We start from the raw sequence: 15,411 nt of genomic DNA, 5'->3' as shown, positions 1-15,411 counted from the left end.
GCTGGTTCGCCTCCATCGCTAAATATTTGACCGCAGCGTAACAGACGTCCAGTTTGTTGGACAGTTGAATATGTCTGCTAAATATGACCTGCCGCCCAGTGCGCTCAATGCCCGGTCCCGCTGGGTGTTGTGGCGTAACCGGATTCTGGGAAGCGCGCGCTTCCAGCATTGGGCGGCGCGCAACATATTGACGCGCGGCGTAGCGCGGCGGCGTGCGGCGGCGCAGTTCGATCTGGTCGCAGGTTTTGTCTATTCGCAGATATTGGCAGCGTTCGTCGAAGCAGGTTTGCTTGAATTTCTGGACGGGGTGTTGCGCAGCGATGCTGCGGTCGCCGCGCATGCGCGCCTGCCGCCCGATGCAACGGACCGCTTGCTGCGTGCTGCTGCTGCACTTGGGCTTGCCGAGTCGCCGCAGCCAGGCCTCTGGACGCTGGGAAGCGCGGGAGCGGAGCTGAAACCAAACCGCGGGGGGCAGGCAATGATTGCCCACCATCAATTGCTCTACGCCGATCTTGCTGCTCCGCTTGACCTGCTGCGCGCGGGGCGCAGCGCGCCGACGGCCCTGTCGCGATTTTGGACCTATGTTGCTCGCCAGCCGGAAGACGCGGCGCAGGAGGCAGCACCTTATTCGGCCCTGATGGCGGCGACTCAGCCAATGGTCGTAGCTGAGATCATGGGGCGATTCGACTTTGGCGCATCGCGCCGCATGCTGGACATTGGCGGCGGATCGGGATCCTTCGCGCGCACGGTTGCGGCGGCTGTGCCCGGCATCGACATTGGTATCTTCGACTTGCCGGAAGTGGTGGCACTGGCCGAACAAAGATTTGCTGCCGACCCGCCTGTGCGGCCCATCTCACTCATTGGCGGGAGTTTCAAAAGCGATCCGCTGCCCATGGGCCACGATCTGATGACGCTGGTGCGCATTTTGCACGATCACGATGATACCGTGGCGGAAAGATTGCTGCGCAGCATTTTTGCAGCATTGCCCGGCGATGGCCGTTTGTTGATCGTCGAACCGTTGGCGGACGAATCGGTCGCGCCGCGCATGGGCGATGCCTATTTTGGCCTGTATCTGTGGGCCATGGGGTCAGGGCGACCGCGCAGCTTTGGCAGCTTGCAGGCGATGCTGCATGCGGCGGGATTTCGTCGTGTTCGCCGCATTGCCACCGCCCAACCCATCATCACCAGCGCCCTTGTCGCGACAAAGTGACACCAAAGTGTCCAAATAATTTGACATTCAAAAGCGTTCATATAGCTTGACAGGTGAGAGAGACTCTATCTGGCCAATGCAGCCTGATGAGCGGGGTCGAGGAAGAGGGCGTTTTGCAAAGTTCCGCCATCATTTTTGAAGCACCGGGCCAGTTGGTGATGCGCAAAACCGCGCTGAAATCGATTGGTCCGAGCGACGTGCTGGTGGAAATCAACTTTAGCGGCATTAGCACTGGCACTGAAAAACTGCTGTGGACCGGGCAGATGCCAAACTTCCCCGGCATGGGATATCCGCTTGTTCCGGGATACGAATCGGTTGGACGCATTGTCGACGCCGGCGCCGAGGCGCGTGCGCGGATTGGCGAGTGGGTCTTTGTTCCGGGCGCCAATTGCTATCATGACGCACGCGGGCTGTTTGGCGGCGCCGCGCGCCGTGTGGTGATTGGTTCAGCGCGCGCCATGCCGGTTGAGGAGCGGCTGGCGGAGCAGGGCATTCTTTATGCGCTCGCCGCCACGGCACTGCATGCCATTTCGCGCGGCGACCTGCCGCAGCTGATTATCGGGCACGGGGTGCTCGGTCGCCTGATGGCGCGGTTGACCGTGGCGGCGGGCGCGCCAGCCCCCACGGTATGGGATACCAACGCGCTGCGTATGGGCGGGGCCGATGGCTATCGTGTGATCCATCCTGAAGACGATGACCGCCACGATTATCGCACCATTTATGATGTCAGCGGTGATGCGGCATCGCTGGACCAGTTTATCGGGCGGCTGGCCAAGGGCGGCGAGCTGGTGCTGGCTGGCTTCTACTGCGATCCGATCGCCTTTGCCTTTGCACCAGCCTTTCAGCGCGAGGCGCGGCTGCGCATCGCCGCCGAATGGCAGCCCGATGACCTCGCCTCGGTGCGTGCGCTGATTGAGGCCGGTAACCTGCACCTCGATGGGCTGATCTCGCGCATCGAGCCGGTGAGCAATGCGGCAGCGGCTTATCCCGAAGCTTTTGAAAACCCAGAGTGCCTGAAAATGGTGCTCGACTGGAGCGATTGCGAATGACGATGCTGGATGTCCAGGCGCTGCGCGACGAAGCGGCAATCGAACCCGATGCGGTAGCGACGGGGGCGGTGACCAAGGAAACGCAGATCATTGCCATTTATGGCAAGGGCGGCAGCGGCAAGAGCTTCGCGCTCGCCAACCTGTCGTACATGATGGCGCAGCAGGGCAAGCGCGTGCTCCTGATCGGCTGTGATCCCAAATCGGACACCACCAGCCTGCTATTTGGCGGCAAGTCGACCCCGACGATTATCGAGACGTCGTCGGCCAAAAAGCTGGCAGGCGAGGAAATCGGCATCGAGGATGTGTGCTTCCAGCGCGATGGCGTATTCGCAATGGAGTTGGGCGGACCCGAGGTTGGGCGCGGCTGCGGTGGGCGCGGCATTATTCACGGCTTTGAAACGCTGGAGAAGCTGGGCTTTCACGAGTGGGGCTTTGACTATGTCCTGCTCGATTTTCTGGGTGACGTGGTGTGCGGCGGCTTCGGCCTGCCGATTGCGCGCGACATGTGCCAGAAGGTGATCGTGGTCGCGTCGAACGACCTGCAATCGCTTTATGTTGCCAACAATGTCTGCAAGGCGGTCGAATATTTCCGCAAAATGGGCGGCAATGTCGGCGTTGCCGGCATGATCCTGAACAAGGATGACGGGACGGGAGAGGCCAATGCCTTTGCCGAAGCCGTCGGCATACCCATCCTGACCGCAATTCCCGCGAACGAGGATATCCGCAAGAAATCGGCGAATTACCAGATTATCGGCAAGCCGGGTGGCCAGTGGGCTTCGTTGTTCGAAGAGTTGGCGATCAATGTCGCCGCTGCGCCGCCGCTGCGCCCGGCTCCGCTCGATCAGGACGGGTTGCTTGGCCTGTTCAGCGCCGATGTGACCGGCGCCGACTTCACCCTTTATCCTGCCACCCAGGCCGACATGCGCGGCGGAACCTATGAGACCAAACCGACGCTCGAAGTGATTTATGACGAGGTATGATGCATGACTGAACCAACCGCCCCGGCTGAACTTGATCGTGCGCGCGACCGCATCGATCTGGGCGCGGGTGGCGGCTGTTCGTCGAAAGATACCATGCGTGAGGCCGCGCGGCAGGCCGGTAAGAGCGACGTCCTCGACCGCTACGCAGCCGATTATCCGGTCGGTCCGCACGACCAGCCGCAATCCATGTGCCCGGCCTTTGGATCGCTGCGCGTCGGCCTGCGGATGCGTCGGACGGCGACGGTGTTATCGGGATCGGCGTGCTGCGTTTACGGACTGACCTTCACCAGCCATTTCTATGGTGCGCGGCGCAGCGTTGGCTATGTCCCCTTCAGTTCCGAAACGCTCGTCACCGGCAAGCTGTTTGAGGATATCAAGGAAGCGGTCGAGCAATTGGCCGACCCAGAAAAATACGACACCATCGTTGTCACCAACCTGTGTGTACCCACCGCCAGCGGGGTGCCGCTGCGCCTGCTGCCCGACGCCATCAACGGCGTGCGCATTATCGGTATCGACGTGCCCGGGTTCGGTATTCCGACCCATGCCGAGGCCAAGGACGTACTCGCCGGTGCGATGCTGAACTATGCGCGGTTGGAAGCCAAACAGGGGCCGGTCGCCGCGCCGGCGTCGCGCAGCGACAAACCGTCGGTGACGCTATTGGGCGAAATGTTCCCCGCCGATCCCATGGGCATCGGCCTGATGCTGGCGCCGCTGGGGCTGGCGGCGGGGCCGACGGTGCCGACACGCGAATGGCGCGAGCTTTATGCCGCCCTCGATTGCGCGGTGGTGGCCGCCATCCACCCATTCTACACCGCCAGTGTCCGCGAATTTGAAGCGGCGGGGCGTACCGTGGTCGGCTCCGCACCGGTCGGGCGCGACGGGACGGCGGCATGGCTCGCGGCGATCGGCGCAGCGACGGGTGCCAGCGCCGACCAGATTGCTTTGGCGCAAAATGCCGTCCTGCCCGCCATCGACGCCGCGCTGAAGGCCAAACCCATTGCGGGCCGCATCACCGTGTCGGGCTATGAAGGTTCCGAACTGCTGGTTGCGCGGCTGCTGATCGAAAGCGGGGCTGACGTGCCTTATGTTGGCACCGCCTGTCCGCGCACGCCCTGGTCGGAGCCGGACCGCGAATGGCTGACGGCGCGCGGGGTGCGCGTGCAATATCGCGCGAGCCTGGAACAGGATATCGCGGCGGTCGAGGAATTTGGCCCCGACCTTGCCATCGGCACAACGCCGGTGGTGCAGCATGCCAAGGCCAAAGCCATCCCGGCGCTCTATTTCACCAACCTTATCTCCGCGCGCCCTTTGATGGGTCCGGCGGGGGCGGGCAGCTTGGCGCAGGTTGTCAATGCCGCCATCGGCAACAAGGCGCGCTTTGACCGGATGCACGCCTTTTTCGAAGGTGTCGGCAGCGGGCATACGGCGGGCATCTGGGAGGATACCCCGACCGACCGACCGAAGTTCAAGGCCAAATATGCCGCGCAAAATGCCGCGGCGGCCAAGGCAGCGGAGGCGATCGGGTCATGACGCTGATCCTCGATCACGACCGCGCGGGCGGCTATTGGGGCGCGGTTTATGCCTTTACCGCGGTCAAAGGGCTGCAGGTCATCATTGATGGTCCGGTGGGGTGCGAAAATCTGCCGGTCACCTCGGTGCTGCATTACACCGACGGGCTGCCGCCGCATGAATTGCCGATTGTCGTCACCGGCCTTGGCGAAGAAGAGCTGGGCAAGACCGGGACCGAAGGCGCCATGAAACGTGCCTGGGCCGCGCTCGACCCTGATCTGCCCGCGGTCGTCGTCACCGGATCGATTGCCGAAATGATCGGCGGCGGGGTGACGCCCGAGGGCACCAATATCAAGCGCTTCCTGCCGCGCACCATCGACGAGGACCAGTGGCAGTCCGAAGACCGGGCGCTCGCCTGGCTGTGGACCGAATTTGGGCCCAAAAAAATGCCCGCGGCGCCCGAGCGCAAGGAAGGCGTTAAGCCGCGCGTCAACATCATTGGCCCCGCATATGGCATGTTCAACATGCCGAGCGACCTGGCTGAAATCCGGCGGCTGGTTGAAGGCATGGGGTGCGAGGTTAATATGGTCTTCCCGCTGGGGAGCCATCTGGCCGACATCGCCAAGCTGGCCAACGCCTCGGTCAATATCTGCATGTACCGCGAATTTGGCCGCAAGCTGTGCGAGCTGCTCGAGCGGCCCTATCTTCAGGCACCCATCGGGCTGGAATCGACCACCTTGTTCCTGCGCCAGCTCGGCGAATTGACTGGGCTAGACCCCGAACCCTTCATCGAGCGCGAGAAGCACACAACAATCAAACCGCTGTGGGATTTGTGGCGCTCGGTCACCCAGGATTTCTTCGCCACCGCCAGCTTTGGTATCGTGGCCAACGAAACCTACGCGCGCGGCATCCGCAAATTCCTGGAAGATGACATGGGGTTGCCCTGTTCGTTCGCGTTTTCGCGGCGGGCGGGGGTCAAGCCCGACAATCAGGCGGTGCGCGACGCCATTTTCAACACGCCCGCGATGATCACCTTCGGCAGCTATAACGAGCGCATGTATATCGCTGAAAGCGGCGGGCGGGGGATGTTCCTTCCGGCGAGCTTCCCCGGCGCGGCGATCCGGCGGCATACCGGCACGCCCTACATGGGCTATGCGGGCGCGACCTGGCTGGTGCAGGAAGTGTGCAACGCGCTGTTCGATGCGCTGTTCCACATTTTGCCGCTGTCAACGCAGATGGACGCGGGCGCGGCCACCCCGGCACGGCGCGAGGCTGGCCTCAGCTGGGACGCGGCCGCCAAGGAAAAACTGGACGCCATCGTCGAAGCGCAGCCAGTGCTGGTGCGTATTTCCGCAGCCAAGCGGCTGCGCGATGCCGCCGAGCGTAGCGCACGCGCGGCGGGTGAGGATCATGTCTCCGCCGACCGGCTGGCGACCACCATGCTTCAGGGAGCGGGCGCATGAGCGCCGCTTTCGCAAATTTGCCGGGGGGCATCTGTGCCCCGGCCAACGCAACCTGTGCAGCGCCGTTTGCTGCAAGGCGAGTGCCCGGAAGAGCTGCTTCGCGCCGCTTGCATGGGGCTAAAATGGAGAAGGGACTATGAGCGATAACGAACGCTTTGGCCCGGGGGCATATCTGACCCCGGAAGAAGCCAAGGAATTTCACAAAATGTTTGTGAGCAGCTTCATCATGTTCACCATCGTCGCCATCGTGGCGCACGTGCTGGTGTGGATGTGGCGGCCGTGGTTTCCGAGCGTCAATGGCTACGCCATGATCAATGACGCGACGCAGCTCGCAAACGCGACCATCATGAACTTGCTGGCATAAGGAGGCCGTATCATGTGGAGAATTTGGCTAATTTTCGATCCACGCCGGACCTTGGTCGCGCTCGCGATCTTCCTGTTCGTGCTGGCTTTGTTGATCCATTTCATCCTGCTCAGCACTGACAGGTTCAACTGGATCGAAGGCCCGGCGGTTGTGGCCGCGGCTCCGGCGGCTCCGGCCCCGGCTCCTGCGCCTGCTCCGGCGGCAGCCGATCCGGCAGCGCCGGCTGGCTGACCATAAGACCCTAGCCCCAAAGAGGTCGTGGCGCCGCAGGCGTCACGACCCTTCCGGGCCAGGCACAGACTGTTTCAATCCATCGGGTGCGCGTCAGCAGTGGCGGCAGGGGATGTGCTATGTCGTTGTTAAGCTTTGAACGAAAATATCGTGTTCGCGGTGGCACGCTGATCGGCGGCGATTTGTTCGATTTCTGGATCGGGCCCTTTTACGTCGGCTTCTTCGGCGTGACGGCCGCGATTTGCGCGATCCTCGGGACGGCGCTCATCTTCTATGCGGCGGCTATCGGGCCGACGTGGAACCCGTGGCTGATCTCGATCAATCCACCGGCAGAAAGCGTGGGGCTGGGTCTCGCGCCGCTGAAAGAAGGCGGATTCTGGCAGATTATCACCATGTGTGCGATCGGGGCCTTTGTGTCTTGGGCGCTGCGCGAGGTGGAGATATGCCGCAAGCTGGGCATGGGATATCATGTGCCCGTCGCCTTCGGCTTTGCCATCCTGGCCTATGTCACGCTGGTGGTGTTTCGCCCGGTGCTGATGGGGGCATGGTCCTATGGCTTTCCCTACGGGATTTTCAGCCATTTGGACTGGGTGTCGAACACCGGCTATATGTATGTGAACTTCCACTATAATCCGGCGCATATGATTGCGGTGTCGTTCTTCTTTACGACCTGCTTTGCGCTGGCGCTGCACGGCGCGCTGATCCTGTCGGCGGTGAACCCCAAAAAGGGCGAAGTACGCACGCCCGAATATGAGGACACCTTCTTCCGCGACTTCATCGGCTATTCGGTCGGCACCATCGGCATCCACCGGCTGGGTCTGTTTTTGGCGCTAAACGCCGGATTCTGGAGCGCGGTGTGCATCATCATTGCGGGGCCGCTTTATGCGGGCGGCTGGCCCGAATGGTGGGAATGGTGGCGCAACATTCCGATCTGGTCTTGAGGGGAGCTTAGGTAATGGCACGCTATCAGAACATATTCACACAGGTGCAGCTGACCTATGCCCCCGAAATGGGCATGCACCTGCCCGCCGGGGATGAACGCCGCATCGAGATAACGGGGTTCAGTTACTGGATGGGCAAATTCGGCCAGGCACAGCTGGGGCCGATCTATCTCGGCTGGCTGGGGCTAGCCTCGCTGCTGTTCGGTTTCCTGGCTATCGAGATCATCGGCTTCAACATGGCCGCCTCGGTTAACTGGGATCCGGTCGAATTCGTTCGCCAGTTCTTCTGGCTGACGCTCAATCCTCCGGGACCCGAGCATGGCTTTTCGCCCTTTGTGCCGCTGAACGAAGGCGGCTGGTGGATCATGGCCGGCTTCTTCCTGACGCTGTCCATCATTCTTTGGTGGGTGCGCGGTTATCGCCGCGCGCGCGCGCTGGGGATGGGGACGCATGTGTCCTGGGCCTTTGCCGCTGCCATCTGGCTCTATCTGGTGCTGGGCTTCATCCGCCCCTTCTTCATGGGCAGGTGGTCCGAGGCAGTGCCGTTCGGCATTTTCTCGCACCTTGAATGGACCAACAATTTCTCGCTCCAGTACGGGAACCTCTTCTACAACCCGTTCCACGCGCTTTCGATTGTCTTCCTGTACGGCTCGGCGTTGCTTTTCGCGATGCACGGCGCGACCATTCTCGCGGTCGGCCGTTATGGCGGCGAGCGCGAGCTGGAACAGATTACCGACCGCGGTACCGCATCGGAGCGTGCAGCGTTGTTCTGGCGCTGGACCATGGGCTTTAACGCCACGATGGAATCGATCCACCGCTGGGCGTGGTGGTTCGCGGTGCTGTGCCCGCTGACCGGCGGTATCGGCATCCTGCTGACCGGCACGGTGGTCGACAATTGGTATCTCTGGGCCATCGAGCATCATTACGCGCCGGAATATTGACGGCGACAACGGCAAAGGCCGGGCATGCACCCTGCCTGGCCCCCAAGAAGACCCGGCCTAACCCGCCGGGTCTTTTTTGTGCATCCCCCGCCGCTGCAGGTCATAGAGATGCACGGGAAAGGCCAGCGCTAGCGGCAGCGAGACAAAGGGCCAGGCCATGCCGGTGAGCGCCGCGCGCAGGGCCAGCATCATCAGCACGGCGGGAAGTAGCGCGGGCAGGATATCGGCCCAGCGTTGGCCGCGTGCCTTCAGCCAGACGCCCTCGACCAGCAGCACCAGCAGCACAACATCCACCGCTCGGCCGCTAGCAAAAAATTGCTCCATTCAGGCGAAGGGCCCGTTGAGCTGGACCACTTGCCAGTTAAGCACACCGGCGATGGTCACCCAGATGAGATAGGGAACCAGCAACAGCGCTGCGCCGCGTGAAAAGCGGCCGCAGAACCATATCAGCGCGGCGATCGACAGCCACAGCGCGATCAGCTCGAAAAAGGCCAAATCGGGCCGATGCAGGCGAAAGAAGAGAAAGCTCCACCCGAGATTGAGAAAGCCGTTAAGCGCGAACAGCCCGATGCTGATTTCCACATCGCGCCGCGTTGGCGCGCGTTCCCAGGCGAACACGCCCGCAAGCGCGATCATGGCAAAGACCGCAGTCCAGATGATGCCGAACATATAGCCGGGCGGTGCCCAGCTCGGCTGCTGGAGCGAATAATACCAATTATCCAAAACGGTGATGGTGCCGCCAACCATTGCGGTGACAAGTGCCAGCGACCCGGCAATCAGGATCGGCCAAATTCTCGCCTTGGTCATTCCGCTCCCTCAACCCTCTACGGCGCGCAATCCGAACAGATGGCCAAGGTCCTTAAAGAAGATGCGCACATGTGCCAAGGGATCGCGCCGGGTGAGCGTTTTGTTCATATAGCTTTCCCACGTCAGCCGCTGGACGTCAGGGTCGGCGCACATTTTGACGAAGCGTTCGCGGCGTTTGTCACTGGAATACCAGAAATATTGCATCACGCCCAAAATCCAGAAGACGCGGCCATGATCCTTCATGAATGCCTTGCGCGCGCCCGCCAGCGCGCGGGCATCGGCGGTAGCGAGAAAGGCGGCGACGGCGTCCGCCCCCATGCGCCCGGCGGTCATGGCATAGTAGATGCCTTCCCCCGACGACGGCGCGACCACCCCGGCGGCGTCGCCAACCACGAGCACATTGCGGCCATTGTCCCAGCGTTTCAGGGGCTTGAGCGGAATGGGGGCGCCCTCACGGCGCAAAGTCTTCCAGTGCGCTAGGCCGACCTGTTCGCGCATTTCCGCGGTTGCCTCACGCAGGGCAAAGCCCTTGTTGGCGCTGCCGAGGCCAATGCTGGCAGTCTTGCCGTGCGGGAAGACCCAGGCGTAGAAATCGGGGGACAAATGCCCCTGATAATAAACATCGCAGCGGGCGGGCTCATAATCTTCGCTGATCTGGTCGGGCACTTCGACGACTTCGTGATAGGCGAAAACGCAAGGCACCTTGTCACCGCCCTTGATGCACTGCCGCGCGACGGCCGAGCGCGCCCCATCGGCACCGATGATCGCGCGCGCGCTGACGGTTTGCGGCGTACCATCGCGCCCCGTGCGATAGGTCAGGCGCGCGATGTCGCCGCTGGCATCAACATTTTCGCACCGCCCGGTGACGCGCGTCGCGCCGGCATCGGCAGCGCGGGTGCGCAGCCATTCGTCAAACACATCACGGTCGACCATGCCGACAAAACCCTCGCCCACCGGCATGGTCACGGTCTTGTTCGACGGCGCGATGATGCGCGCCGCCTTTACCCGCGCCACAATCAATGACAGCGGAATGTCGAAATCCTTGATCAGCCGCGGCGGGATCGCGCCGCCGCACGGTTTGGTCCGCCCAGTCCGGTCGAGCAGCATGACTCGGTGTCCGGCGCAGGCCAGATCGTGGGCGGCGGTAGCGCCCGAAGGCCCGCCGCCGACGACGATGACATCAAAGTCGGTTTTGTGCGTCATGTCGTTATCGCCCCTCCTGCTGCACGGGTGCGGGTCAGGCGGGTGCCTGCCGCAACGACTGCCGCCAGTACAAATAATCCCGCTTCCAATGCGAATACCGCTTGAAAGGCCGCGCCGTCCGCGCCAATCGCGGCGCGCAGGCCATCAACCAGCACCGCCCCCAAAAAGCCGCCCAGGCCAAAGGCGATTGCCTGCGCCGCGCCCCATACCCCCATGCGCGCGCCCTCGCCCGAACCGTGGCCGTCGCTGGCGAGGCCGAGCATCGCGCCCACCGCCGCCACCGCAAACACGCCATTGGCGACGCCCAGGCCAAAGACATTGGCAGCCAGCGGCCAGCCCGGCCCGACGCCCGCGCCGACCGACAGGCATGCGAGCATCAGCGCCGAAGCCAAACAGCCGCAGGTAATCCAGAGTTTGAGGCGCGGACCAAAACGGCGCGCAAGCATGCTGCCGCCCGCACCCGCGATAACCATGCCCAGCAAAATGCCCTGATGCTGGACGCCTGCCAGGCCCGTCGATTGCCCCGGCGTCATCGCGAAGACCAATCCCGCAAAGGGTTCGAGGATCAGATCCTGCATGCTGTAGGCCAGCATCGAAATGAAGACGAAACCGGTGAACTGGCGTGCCTGCGTGTCGGTCCAGATATCGCGCAGCGTGTCGGCAAAGGGCTGGCGCAGCGGCGGCGCGTCGCGCGGGACCGGCAGGCTGGTCGCCTCAACCCGGTGCAGCGCGGCGAGCGCCAGCAGGAAGGCGCCCAGCGCCACCAAGCTGCAGAAAATGGCAAGGCGCGCGGGGCTGAAGGGGTCGAGGAAAGCCTGTCCCGTGGCGGCGGCGATCACGATGCCCGCCACCATCATGGTCCAGCAAATGGCCGCCGCACCGGGTTTGCGTGCAGGCGCGGTGCGCGAAGCGAGCAGAGCCAGCAGCGCCGTCCCGGCCATACCAACCCCCAGCCCGATCATCGTATAGCCCAGCACCGCCAGCACCAGCGGCCACCAGCGCCCGCCGCCCATGAACAGGGTGGCATCGACGGCAACCAGCACACCCAGCGCCAGCACGCCCATGCCGGTCAGGATCCACGGGGTGCGGTGCGGCGACTGGTCCGCGCGGTAACCCCACAAGGGGCGGCTCAATTGCACGGCATAGTGCCAGCCGACGAGCGCGCCCGGAATCGCCGCGGCGAGCGCATATTCAACCACCATGACGCGGTTGAGCAGCGAGGTAACAAGCATCACCATCGCGCCGATTGCCGCCTGCACTGCGCCCAGCCGGACGATACCGAACCAGCCGAGGCCGACCGTGCCGTTCATATATGGCCGCCCAGCCCGAGCGCGGCGGCGAGCATGCCGAGCACATAGAGCGACACACCCGTGGCATTGTACCACGGGGCCAGCCGCGCCGGATCGCGCACCAACCGGACCATGCAGCCGAGCTGAACTACCAGCAGCAGCGTCACGATCGCCGCCGACAGCCACAGCGCCAGCGCCGCCAGCACGCCGATCACGGCAATCTGCGCCAGCGCCATCACGGCGCACGCGAGCTGCGCGGCATTGCGGACGCCCATCGTCACGGGCAGCGAACGCAGTCCGGTCGCGCGGTCCCCTGCCACGGCCTTGAAATCATTGAGCGTCATGATGCCGTGCGCGCCAAGGCTATAGAGCAGCAGAACGACCAATACCGGCAGCAGCGGCGCAGCGGCGAGCAATACGGCGGCCCCGGTAAACCAGGCCAGCCCTTCATAGCTGAGCGCGCAGACCAGCGGGCCGGTCCACCCACTGCGCTTGAAGCGTAGCGGCGGCGCGCTGTAGGCCCAACCGCAGAATAAGGCGGCGCAGGTGGCCCAGAAAGCCCAGCTGCCAAGCGCCGCGCCCAGTGCCAGCGACAGTGCGGCCCCGACCAGCGCTATCCCGATCGGCCAGCGCCCCGGCACGCGCCCCGACGGGATCGGGCGATCGGGTTCGTTGATGGCATCGACATGGCGGTCGCACCAATCGTTGATGACCTGGCTGGTCCCGCACACCAAGGGGCCGGTGAGCAGAGTGCCAGCAACCAGCAGCGGCCAATTTTCCGCCAGCGGCATGCCTGATGAGACCGCGCCGCACAAAAAGGCCCACATCGGCGGGAACCACGTGACCGGTTTGGTGAGCGCCAGCACATCACGCGGCGCGGGCGTGCGCGGTAGACGGGTTAAGAGCGCCGAGTCTGGCATGGGCAAAGGCTATGCCCGCCCACACGGAGTGTCAAATTAATTGGACAGAAAATGCGTCAGGCCGATTCGCGGCTTAATCATCGCCGACCAGATTGCCCAACCCGTGGCGATGCAGCTTGGAATAGAGGCTTTGGCGGCTGAGCCCCAAAATTTCGGCGGCCGAGGCGCGATTGTCCGACGTGTGCAGCAGCGCTGCCTCGATACACATGCGTTCGATGAGGTCGGTGCTTTCACGCACAATTTCTTTGAGCGTCTTGCGCCCGACCAGCTCGGTCAATTGATCGACCGAGCGCGGGAATTCGCGGCCAGTGGCGGGGAGGTCGCGCTCGCGCCGACCCACGCTGCGCAGCGAATAGCCAAAAAGCAGCTGGTCGCGTTCGAGCATCAGCGCGGAAATTTCCACCGGCTCTTCGCCGCCGCCGATATCCTGCACGATCGAGCTGAAGTTGCGGACATATTGATTGTCGCGCAATTGTTTGCGCAGCAGATTAAGATCGACGTCCGGTCGGCCGATATAGCGTCCTAGCGGCGTCCCGAGCAATTGTTCGACCGACCCCGCCTGCACCATTTCGGCAAAGGCGCGATTGGCCGCGATAATCGCATGCTTATCGTCGGCCAGCACAAAGGCATCGGGCATGCGCTCGATGAAGGCCAGGACATCATGGTCAGCGCGGCGCACTGGCACCTGGTGCGTGCCATCGTCGATATTGACCAGCAAATATTGCCGCCCGGTTTGGCGAAAAGTGGTGGCTGCCAGTTTCACTTCCTGGTTGCGCCCGGAAATTTTCACATCGACCGGTGGGACCGCGCTGTTCACGGTAACGGCCCCGAAATAGGCAATAATCGCGCTGCGCTGGTTGGCATCGAACAGCGCAAATAGCGACTTGCCCTCAAGCGTGCCCGGCGTGGCCTCAAGCAGTCGATGGGCGGCGTGATTGGCCTGCTGCACGTCATAGTCATCGGCCGCCACGATCAACACCGGATAGGCGATATTGTCGAACAACAGACGGTAGCGCGTCTCGGTCTGGCGCAAATGCAGATAGTCGCGCTCCATCGACTGCTGGGTTTTGAGCAGCCGCTGCTGCAGCGCGGACATGGCGCGCAAGTCGCGGCCGATGGCCAGGCTCCAACCGCTATCTTCGGGCTTGATGATCTTGTAGCTGACCGGGAAATCATCGCCCTCTAGCGGGTGGTTGACTTGCCGCCACAGCGCCCGTGAAGGGTGGTGTGGGTCAAGCATCTGGGCAATTTTGCCGCGGCTTTCCGACGATACCGTGTCGGCCCATTTCTGTCCGATCCACTGCACGGCAAAGCCATGGTCGCGGACGTTGGCGGCAATGTCGCGCACAACATGTTGATCGTCGATCGCCAGAATGAAGTCGCCCGCTGAATAGGCCAGCGCAATAACATCCGCCTGCCGGAAATTCGCGAAAATCGCCTCAGGGTCATTGAAGGGGATCTGATCTGCAGAGGAGGATTCAAGGTTCATTGACCTGACCAGTTCCCTAAATCGGGGTGTCGAAAATGCCCGCTTTTGCCGGAACCAGATATTCGGCCAGCGCGACCGCCGACGGCGCATCACTCGCCGTCGCATCTGCGCCGCACTCGCCGAGCAGTTCGGGGCGCTCGTTTATCGAACGTCCGCCGACCATGATCCGGATGCCGGGGTTGTTGGACACTGCACGGAGCGCGGCGCTAGAGCAATCACAACTGACGGTCAATCCAACCAGATCATGGTGGTGATGCGCGATTTTTGCCGTCAATTCGGACGTGGTGGGTTCGATCATGACTTCGCACGCCCATCCGGCGCGTTCAAAACAGTCGGATACCATTAAGGTGCCCAGGCTATGTTGCTCCCCTGGTGCGGTCGCAAACAGCGCGTTGCGCTGACCCTGGTCGGGGCGCGCCTGCGGCGGCGCGCGCAGAGCCAGTTCGCGCAATAATTCCTGAATGCGCCACAGCGCCATCGTCACTTCAACGAAATCGCGCTGATCAGCCTCCCAATATTCGCCCAATCGCCGCGCGGCCGGGGCCAGCAGTTCGATGTAGATTGTCTCAACGCTGCGGCCGCATTCCATGCACCGTTCGACAAATGCCAGCAGCGCCGCCGCATCGTCGGCAACGGCCAGATTAGCAAAAATCTCTACTTCTGCTGCGGAAATGCTGGGTTCCAGCGGCAATGTTTCGGCAATGGTGATCGCGGGTTGGACCACCTTGCGGACTGGCCCGCGCTCGGCAATCAGCCGCGGGATTACGACATTTTCAAGCAGCAGTGACAGGTCATATTGCCCGTCTGCCTCAGTTTCGCAGATGTCGGTACCGCGCGCCTTGGGGTCTGGATTGTCAAAGGCAGGGTCCGATTTTGCCGACGACGGTCGTCGCAGGGTGACACCGGTCAGCCCCGCCCGCCAACCGTAAATACGCGACTTAATTTCGGCTATCCCGAACACTGAAGCCATTGCCTGACTCTCCCGCGACATCTGGTCGGCGTGGCATAACGTCGG

The 15,411-nt window shown here is 62.8% G+C and carries 16 protein-coding genes; 9 read left to right on the top strand and 7 right to left on the bottom strand.

Features of this window, described 5'->3' with window-relative positions:
- The first annotated feature begins 70 nt into the window (after nucleotides 1–70).
- The 9 genes from AC2TC0_RS01120 to pufM all read left to right on the top strand — a co-directional run bounded on the left by AC2TC0_RS01120 (nucleotide 71) and on the right by pufM (nucleotide 8,688).
- Entirely contained in the window at nucleotides 71–1,210 is a 1,140-nt protein-coding gene (locus tag AC2TC0_RS01120) for a methyltransferase (protein ID WP_484715652.1), read from the top strand.
- An 86-nt stretch (nucleotides 1,211–1,296) separates the two neighbouring features.
- Nucleotides 1,297–2,259, top strand: a complete 963-nt coding sequence (gene bchC, locus AC2TC0_RS01115) for a chlorophyll synthesis pathway protein BchC (RefSeq protein ID WP_484715651.1) — start codon at nucleotides 1,297–1,299, stop codon at nucleotides 2,257–2,259.
- Nucleotides 2,256–3,239 (top strand): chlorophyllide a reductase iron protein subunit X, encoded by a 984-nt coding sequence (locus tag AC2TC0_RS01110; RefSeq protein ID WP_484715650.1) that lies wholly within the window; start codon nucleotides 2,256–2,258, stop codon nucleotides 3,237–3,239. The genes bchC and AC2TC0_RS01110 overlap by 4 nt, the downstream gene beginning before the upstream one ends.
- Before the next feature lie 3 nt (nucleotides 3,240–3,242).
- Nucleotides 3,243–4,769: a chlorophyllide a reductase subunit Y gene (gene bchY / locus AC2TC0_RS01105; protein ID WP_484715649.1), complete on the top strand. Its 1,527-nt coding sequence runs from the start codon at nucleotides 3,243–3,245 to the stop codon at nucleotides 4,767–4,769.
- Nucleotides 4,766–6,211, top strand: a complete 1,446-nt coding sequence (gene bchZ / locus AC2TC0_RS01100; RefSeq protein ID WP_484715648.1) for a chlorophyllide a reductase subunit Z — start codon at nucleotides 4,766–4,768, stop codon at nucleotides 6,209–6,211. Before bchY ends, bchZ begins: the two co-directional genes overlap by 4 nt.
- 136 nt (nucleotides 6,212–6,347) lie before the next feature.
- A complete protein-coding gene (pufB, locus tag AC2TC0_RS01095) occupies nucleotides 6,348–6,575 on the top strand; it encodes a light-harvesting antenna LH1, beta subunit (protein WP_484715647.1) in 228 nt (75 codons plus the stop codon).
- A 12-nt stretch (nucleotides 6,576–6,587) separates the two neighbouring features.
- Nucleotides 6,588–6,806, top strand: coding sequence for a light-harvesting antenna LH1, alpha subunit (pufA, locus tag AC2TC0_RS01090; protein ID WP_484715646.1), 219 nt, complete (start codon nucleotides 6,588–6,590; stop codon nucleotides 6,804–6,806).
- A 119-nt stretch (nucleotides 6,807–6,925) separates the two neighbouring features.
- The gene (gene pufL / locus AC2TC0_RS01085) at nucleotides 6,926–7,747 is read left to right on the top strand and encodes a photosynthetic reaction center subunit L (protein ID WP_484715645.1); all 822 of its coding nucleotides are present in this window, start codon (nucleotides 6,926–6,928) and stop codon (nucleotides 7,745–7,747) included.
- Nucleotides 7,748–7,761: 14 nt separating this feature from the next.
- Nucleotides 7,762–8,688, top strand: coding sequence for a photosynthetic reaction center subunit M (gene pufM, locus AC2TC0_RS01080; protein WP_484715644.1), 927 nt, complete (start codon nucleotides 7,762–7,764; stop codon nucleotides 8,686–8,688).
- A 57-nt stretch (nucleotides 8,689–8,745) separates the two neighbouring features.
- Here the strand turns inward: pufM and AC2TC0_RS01075 are convergent, their stop codons facing one another.
- The 7 genes from AC2TC0_RS01075 to AC2TC0_RS01045 all read right to left on the bottom strand — a co-directional run bounded on the left by AC2TC0_RS01075 (nucleotide 8,746) and on the right by AC2TC0_RS01045 (nucleotide 15,366).
- The gene (locus AC2TC0_RS01075) at nucleotides 8,746–9,012 is read right to left on the bottom strand and encodes a hypothetical protein (protein ID WP_484715643.1); all 267 of its coding nucleotides are present in this window, start codon (nucleotides 9,010–9,012) and stop codon (nucleotides 8,746–8,748) included.
- Nucleotides 9,013–9,495, bottom strand: a complete 483-nt coding sequence (locus AC2TC0_RS01070; RefSeq protein WP_484715642.1) for a TspO/MBR family protein — start codon at nucleotides 9,493–9,495, stop codon at nucleotides 9,013–9,015.
- Between the two features lie 9 nt (nucleotides 9,496–9,504).
- The gene (locus tag AC2TC0_RS01065; RefSeq protein WP_484715641.1) at nucleotides 9,505–10,698 is read right to left on the bottom strand and encodes a geranylgeranyl diphosphate reductase; all 1,194 of its coding nucleotides are present in this window, start codon (nucleotides 10,696–10,698) and stop codon (nucleotides 9,505–9,507) included.
- A complete protein-coding gene (locus AC2TC0_RS01060) occupies nucleotides 10,695–12,008 on the bottom strand; it encodes a BCD family MFS transporter (RefSeq protein WP_484715640.1) in 1,314 nt (437 codons plus the stop codon). Before AC2TC0_RS01060 ends, AC2TC0_RS01065 begins: the two co-directional genes overlap by 4 nt.
- Nucleotides 12,005–12,907 (bottom strand): chlorophyll synthase ChlG, encoded by a 903-nt coding sequence (gene chlG, locus AC2TC0_RS01055; RefSeq protein ID WP_484715639.1) that lies wholly within the window; start codon nucleotides 12,905–12,907, stop codon nucleotides 12,005–12,007. The genes AC2TC0_RS01060 and chlG overlap by 4 nt, the downstream gene beginning before the upstream one ends.
- A 73-nt stretch (nucleotides 12,908–12,980) precedes the next feature.
- Nucleotides 12,981–14,396 carry a transcriptional regulator PpsR gene (gene ppsR / locus AC2TC0_RS01050; protein ID WP_484715638.1) on the bottom strand — a complete coding sequence of 472 codons (1,416 nt, stop codon included), beginning with the start codon at nucleotides 14,394–14,396 and terminating at the stop codon, nucleotides 12,981–12,983.
- 16 nt (nucleotides 14,397–14,412) lie between these two features.
- Nucleotides 14,413–15,366: a cobalamin B12-binding domain-containing protein gene (locus AC2TC0_RS01045; RefSeq protein ID WP_484715637.1), complete on the bottom strand. Its 954-nt coding sequence runs from the start codon at nucleotides 15,364–15,366 to the stop codon at nucleotides 14,413–14,415.
- Nucleotides 15,367–15,411: the final 45 nt, after the last annotated feature.

The organism is Sphingopyxis sp. sgz302558 (genome assembly GCF_057220455.1).
Note: the sequence above shows the minus strand (reverse complement) of the source record. Positions and strands in the feature narration are given on the sequence as shown.

Coding starts and splice junctions, on each gene's coding strand:
- AC2TC0_RS01120 (WP_484715652.1), top strand. CDS start 71: ATGTCTGCTAAATATGACCTGCCGCCCAGTGCGCTCAATGCCCGGTCC.
- bchC (WP_484715651.1), top strand. CDS start 1,297: ATGAGCGGGGTCGAGGAAGAGGGCGTTTTGCAAAGTTCCGCCATCATT.
- AC2TC0_RS01110 (WP_484715650.1), top strand. CDS start 2,256: ATGACGATGCTGGATGTCCAGGCGCTGCGCGACGAAGCGGCAATCGAA.
- bchY (WP_484715649.1), top strand. CDS start 3,243: ATGACTGAACCAACCGCCCCGGCTGAACTTGATCGTGCGCGCGACCGC.
- bchZ (WP_484715648.1), top strand. CDS start 4,766: ATGACGCTGATCCTCGATCACGACCGCGCGGGCGGCTATTGGGGCGCG.
- pufB (WP_484715647.1), top strand. CDS start 6,348: ATGAGCGATAACGAACGCTTTGGCCCGGGGGCATATCTGACCCCGGAA.
- pufA (WP_484715646.1), top strand. CDS start 6,588: ATGTGGAGAATTTGGCTAATTTTCGATCCACGCCGGACCTTGGTCGCG.
- pufL (WP_484715645.1), top strand. CDS start 6,926: ATGTCGTTGTTAAGCTTTGAACGAAAATATCGTGTTCGCGGTGGCACG.
- pufM (WP_484715644.1), top strand. CDS start 7,762: ATGGCACGCTATCAGAACATATTCACACAGGTGCAGCTGACCTATGCC.
- AC2TC0_RS01075 (WP_484715643.1), bottom strand. CDS start 9,012: ATGGAGCAATTTTTTGCTAGCGGCCGAGCGGTGGATGTTGTGCTGCTG.
- AC2TC0_RS01070 (WP_484715642.1), bottom strand. CDS start 9,495: ATGACCAAGGCGAGAATTTGGCCGATCCTGATTGCCGGGTCGCTGGCA.
- AC2TC0_RS01065 (WP_484715641.1), bottom strand. CDS start 10,698: ATGACGCACAAAACCGACTTTGATGTCATCGTCGTCGGCGGCGGGCCT.
- AC2TC0_RS01060 (WP_484715640.1), bottom strand. CDS start 12,008: ATGAACGGCACGGTCGGCCTCGGCTGGTTCGGTATCGTCCGGCTGGGC.
- chlG (WP_484715639.1), bottom strand. CDS start 12,907: ATGCCAGACTCGGCGCTCTTAACCCGTCTACCGCGCACGCCCGCGCCG.
- ppsR (WP_484715638.1), bottom strand. CDS start 14,396: ATGAACCTTGAATCCTCCTCTGCAGATCAGATCCCCTTCAATGACCCT.
- AC2TC0_RS01045 (WP_484715637.1), bottom strand. CDS start 15,366: ATGGCTTCAGTGTTCGGGATAGCCGAAATTAAGTCGCGTATTTACGGT.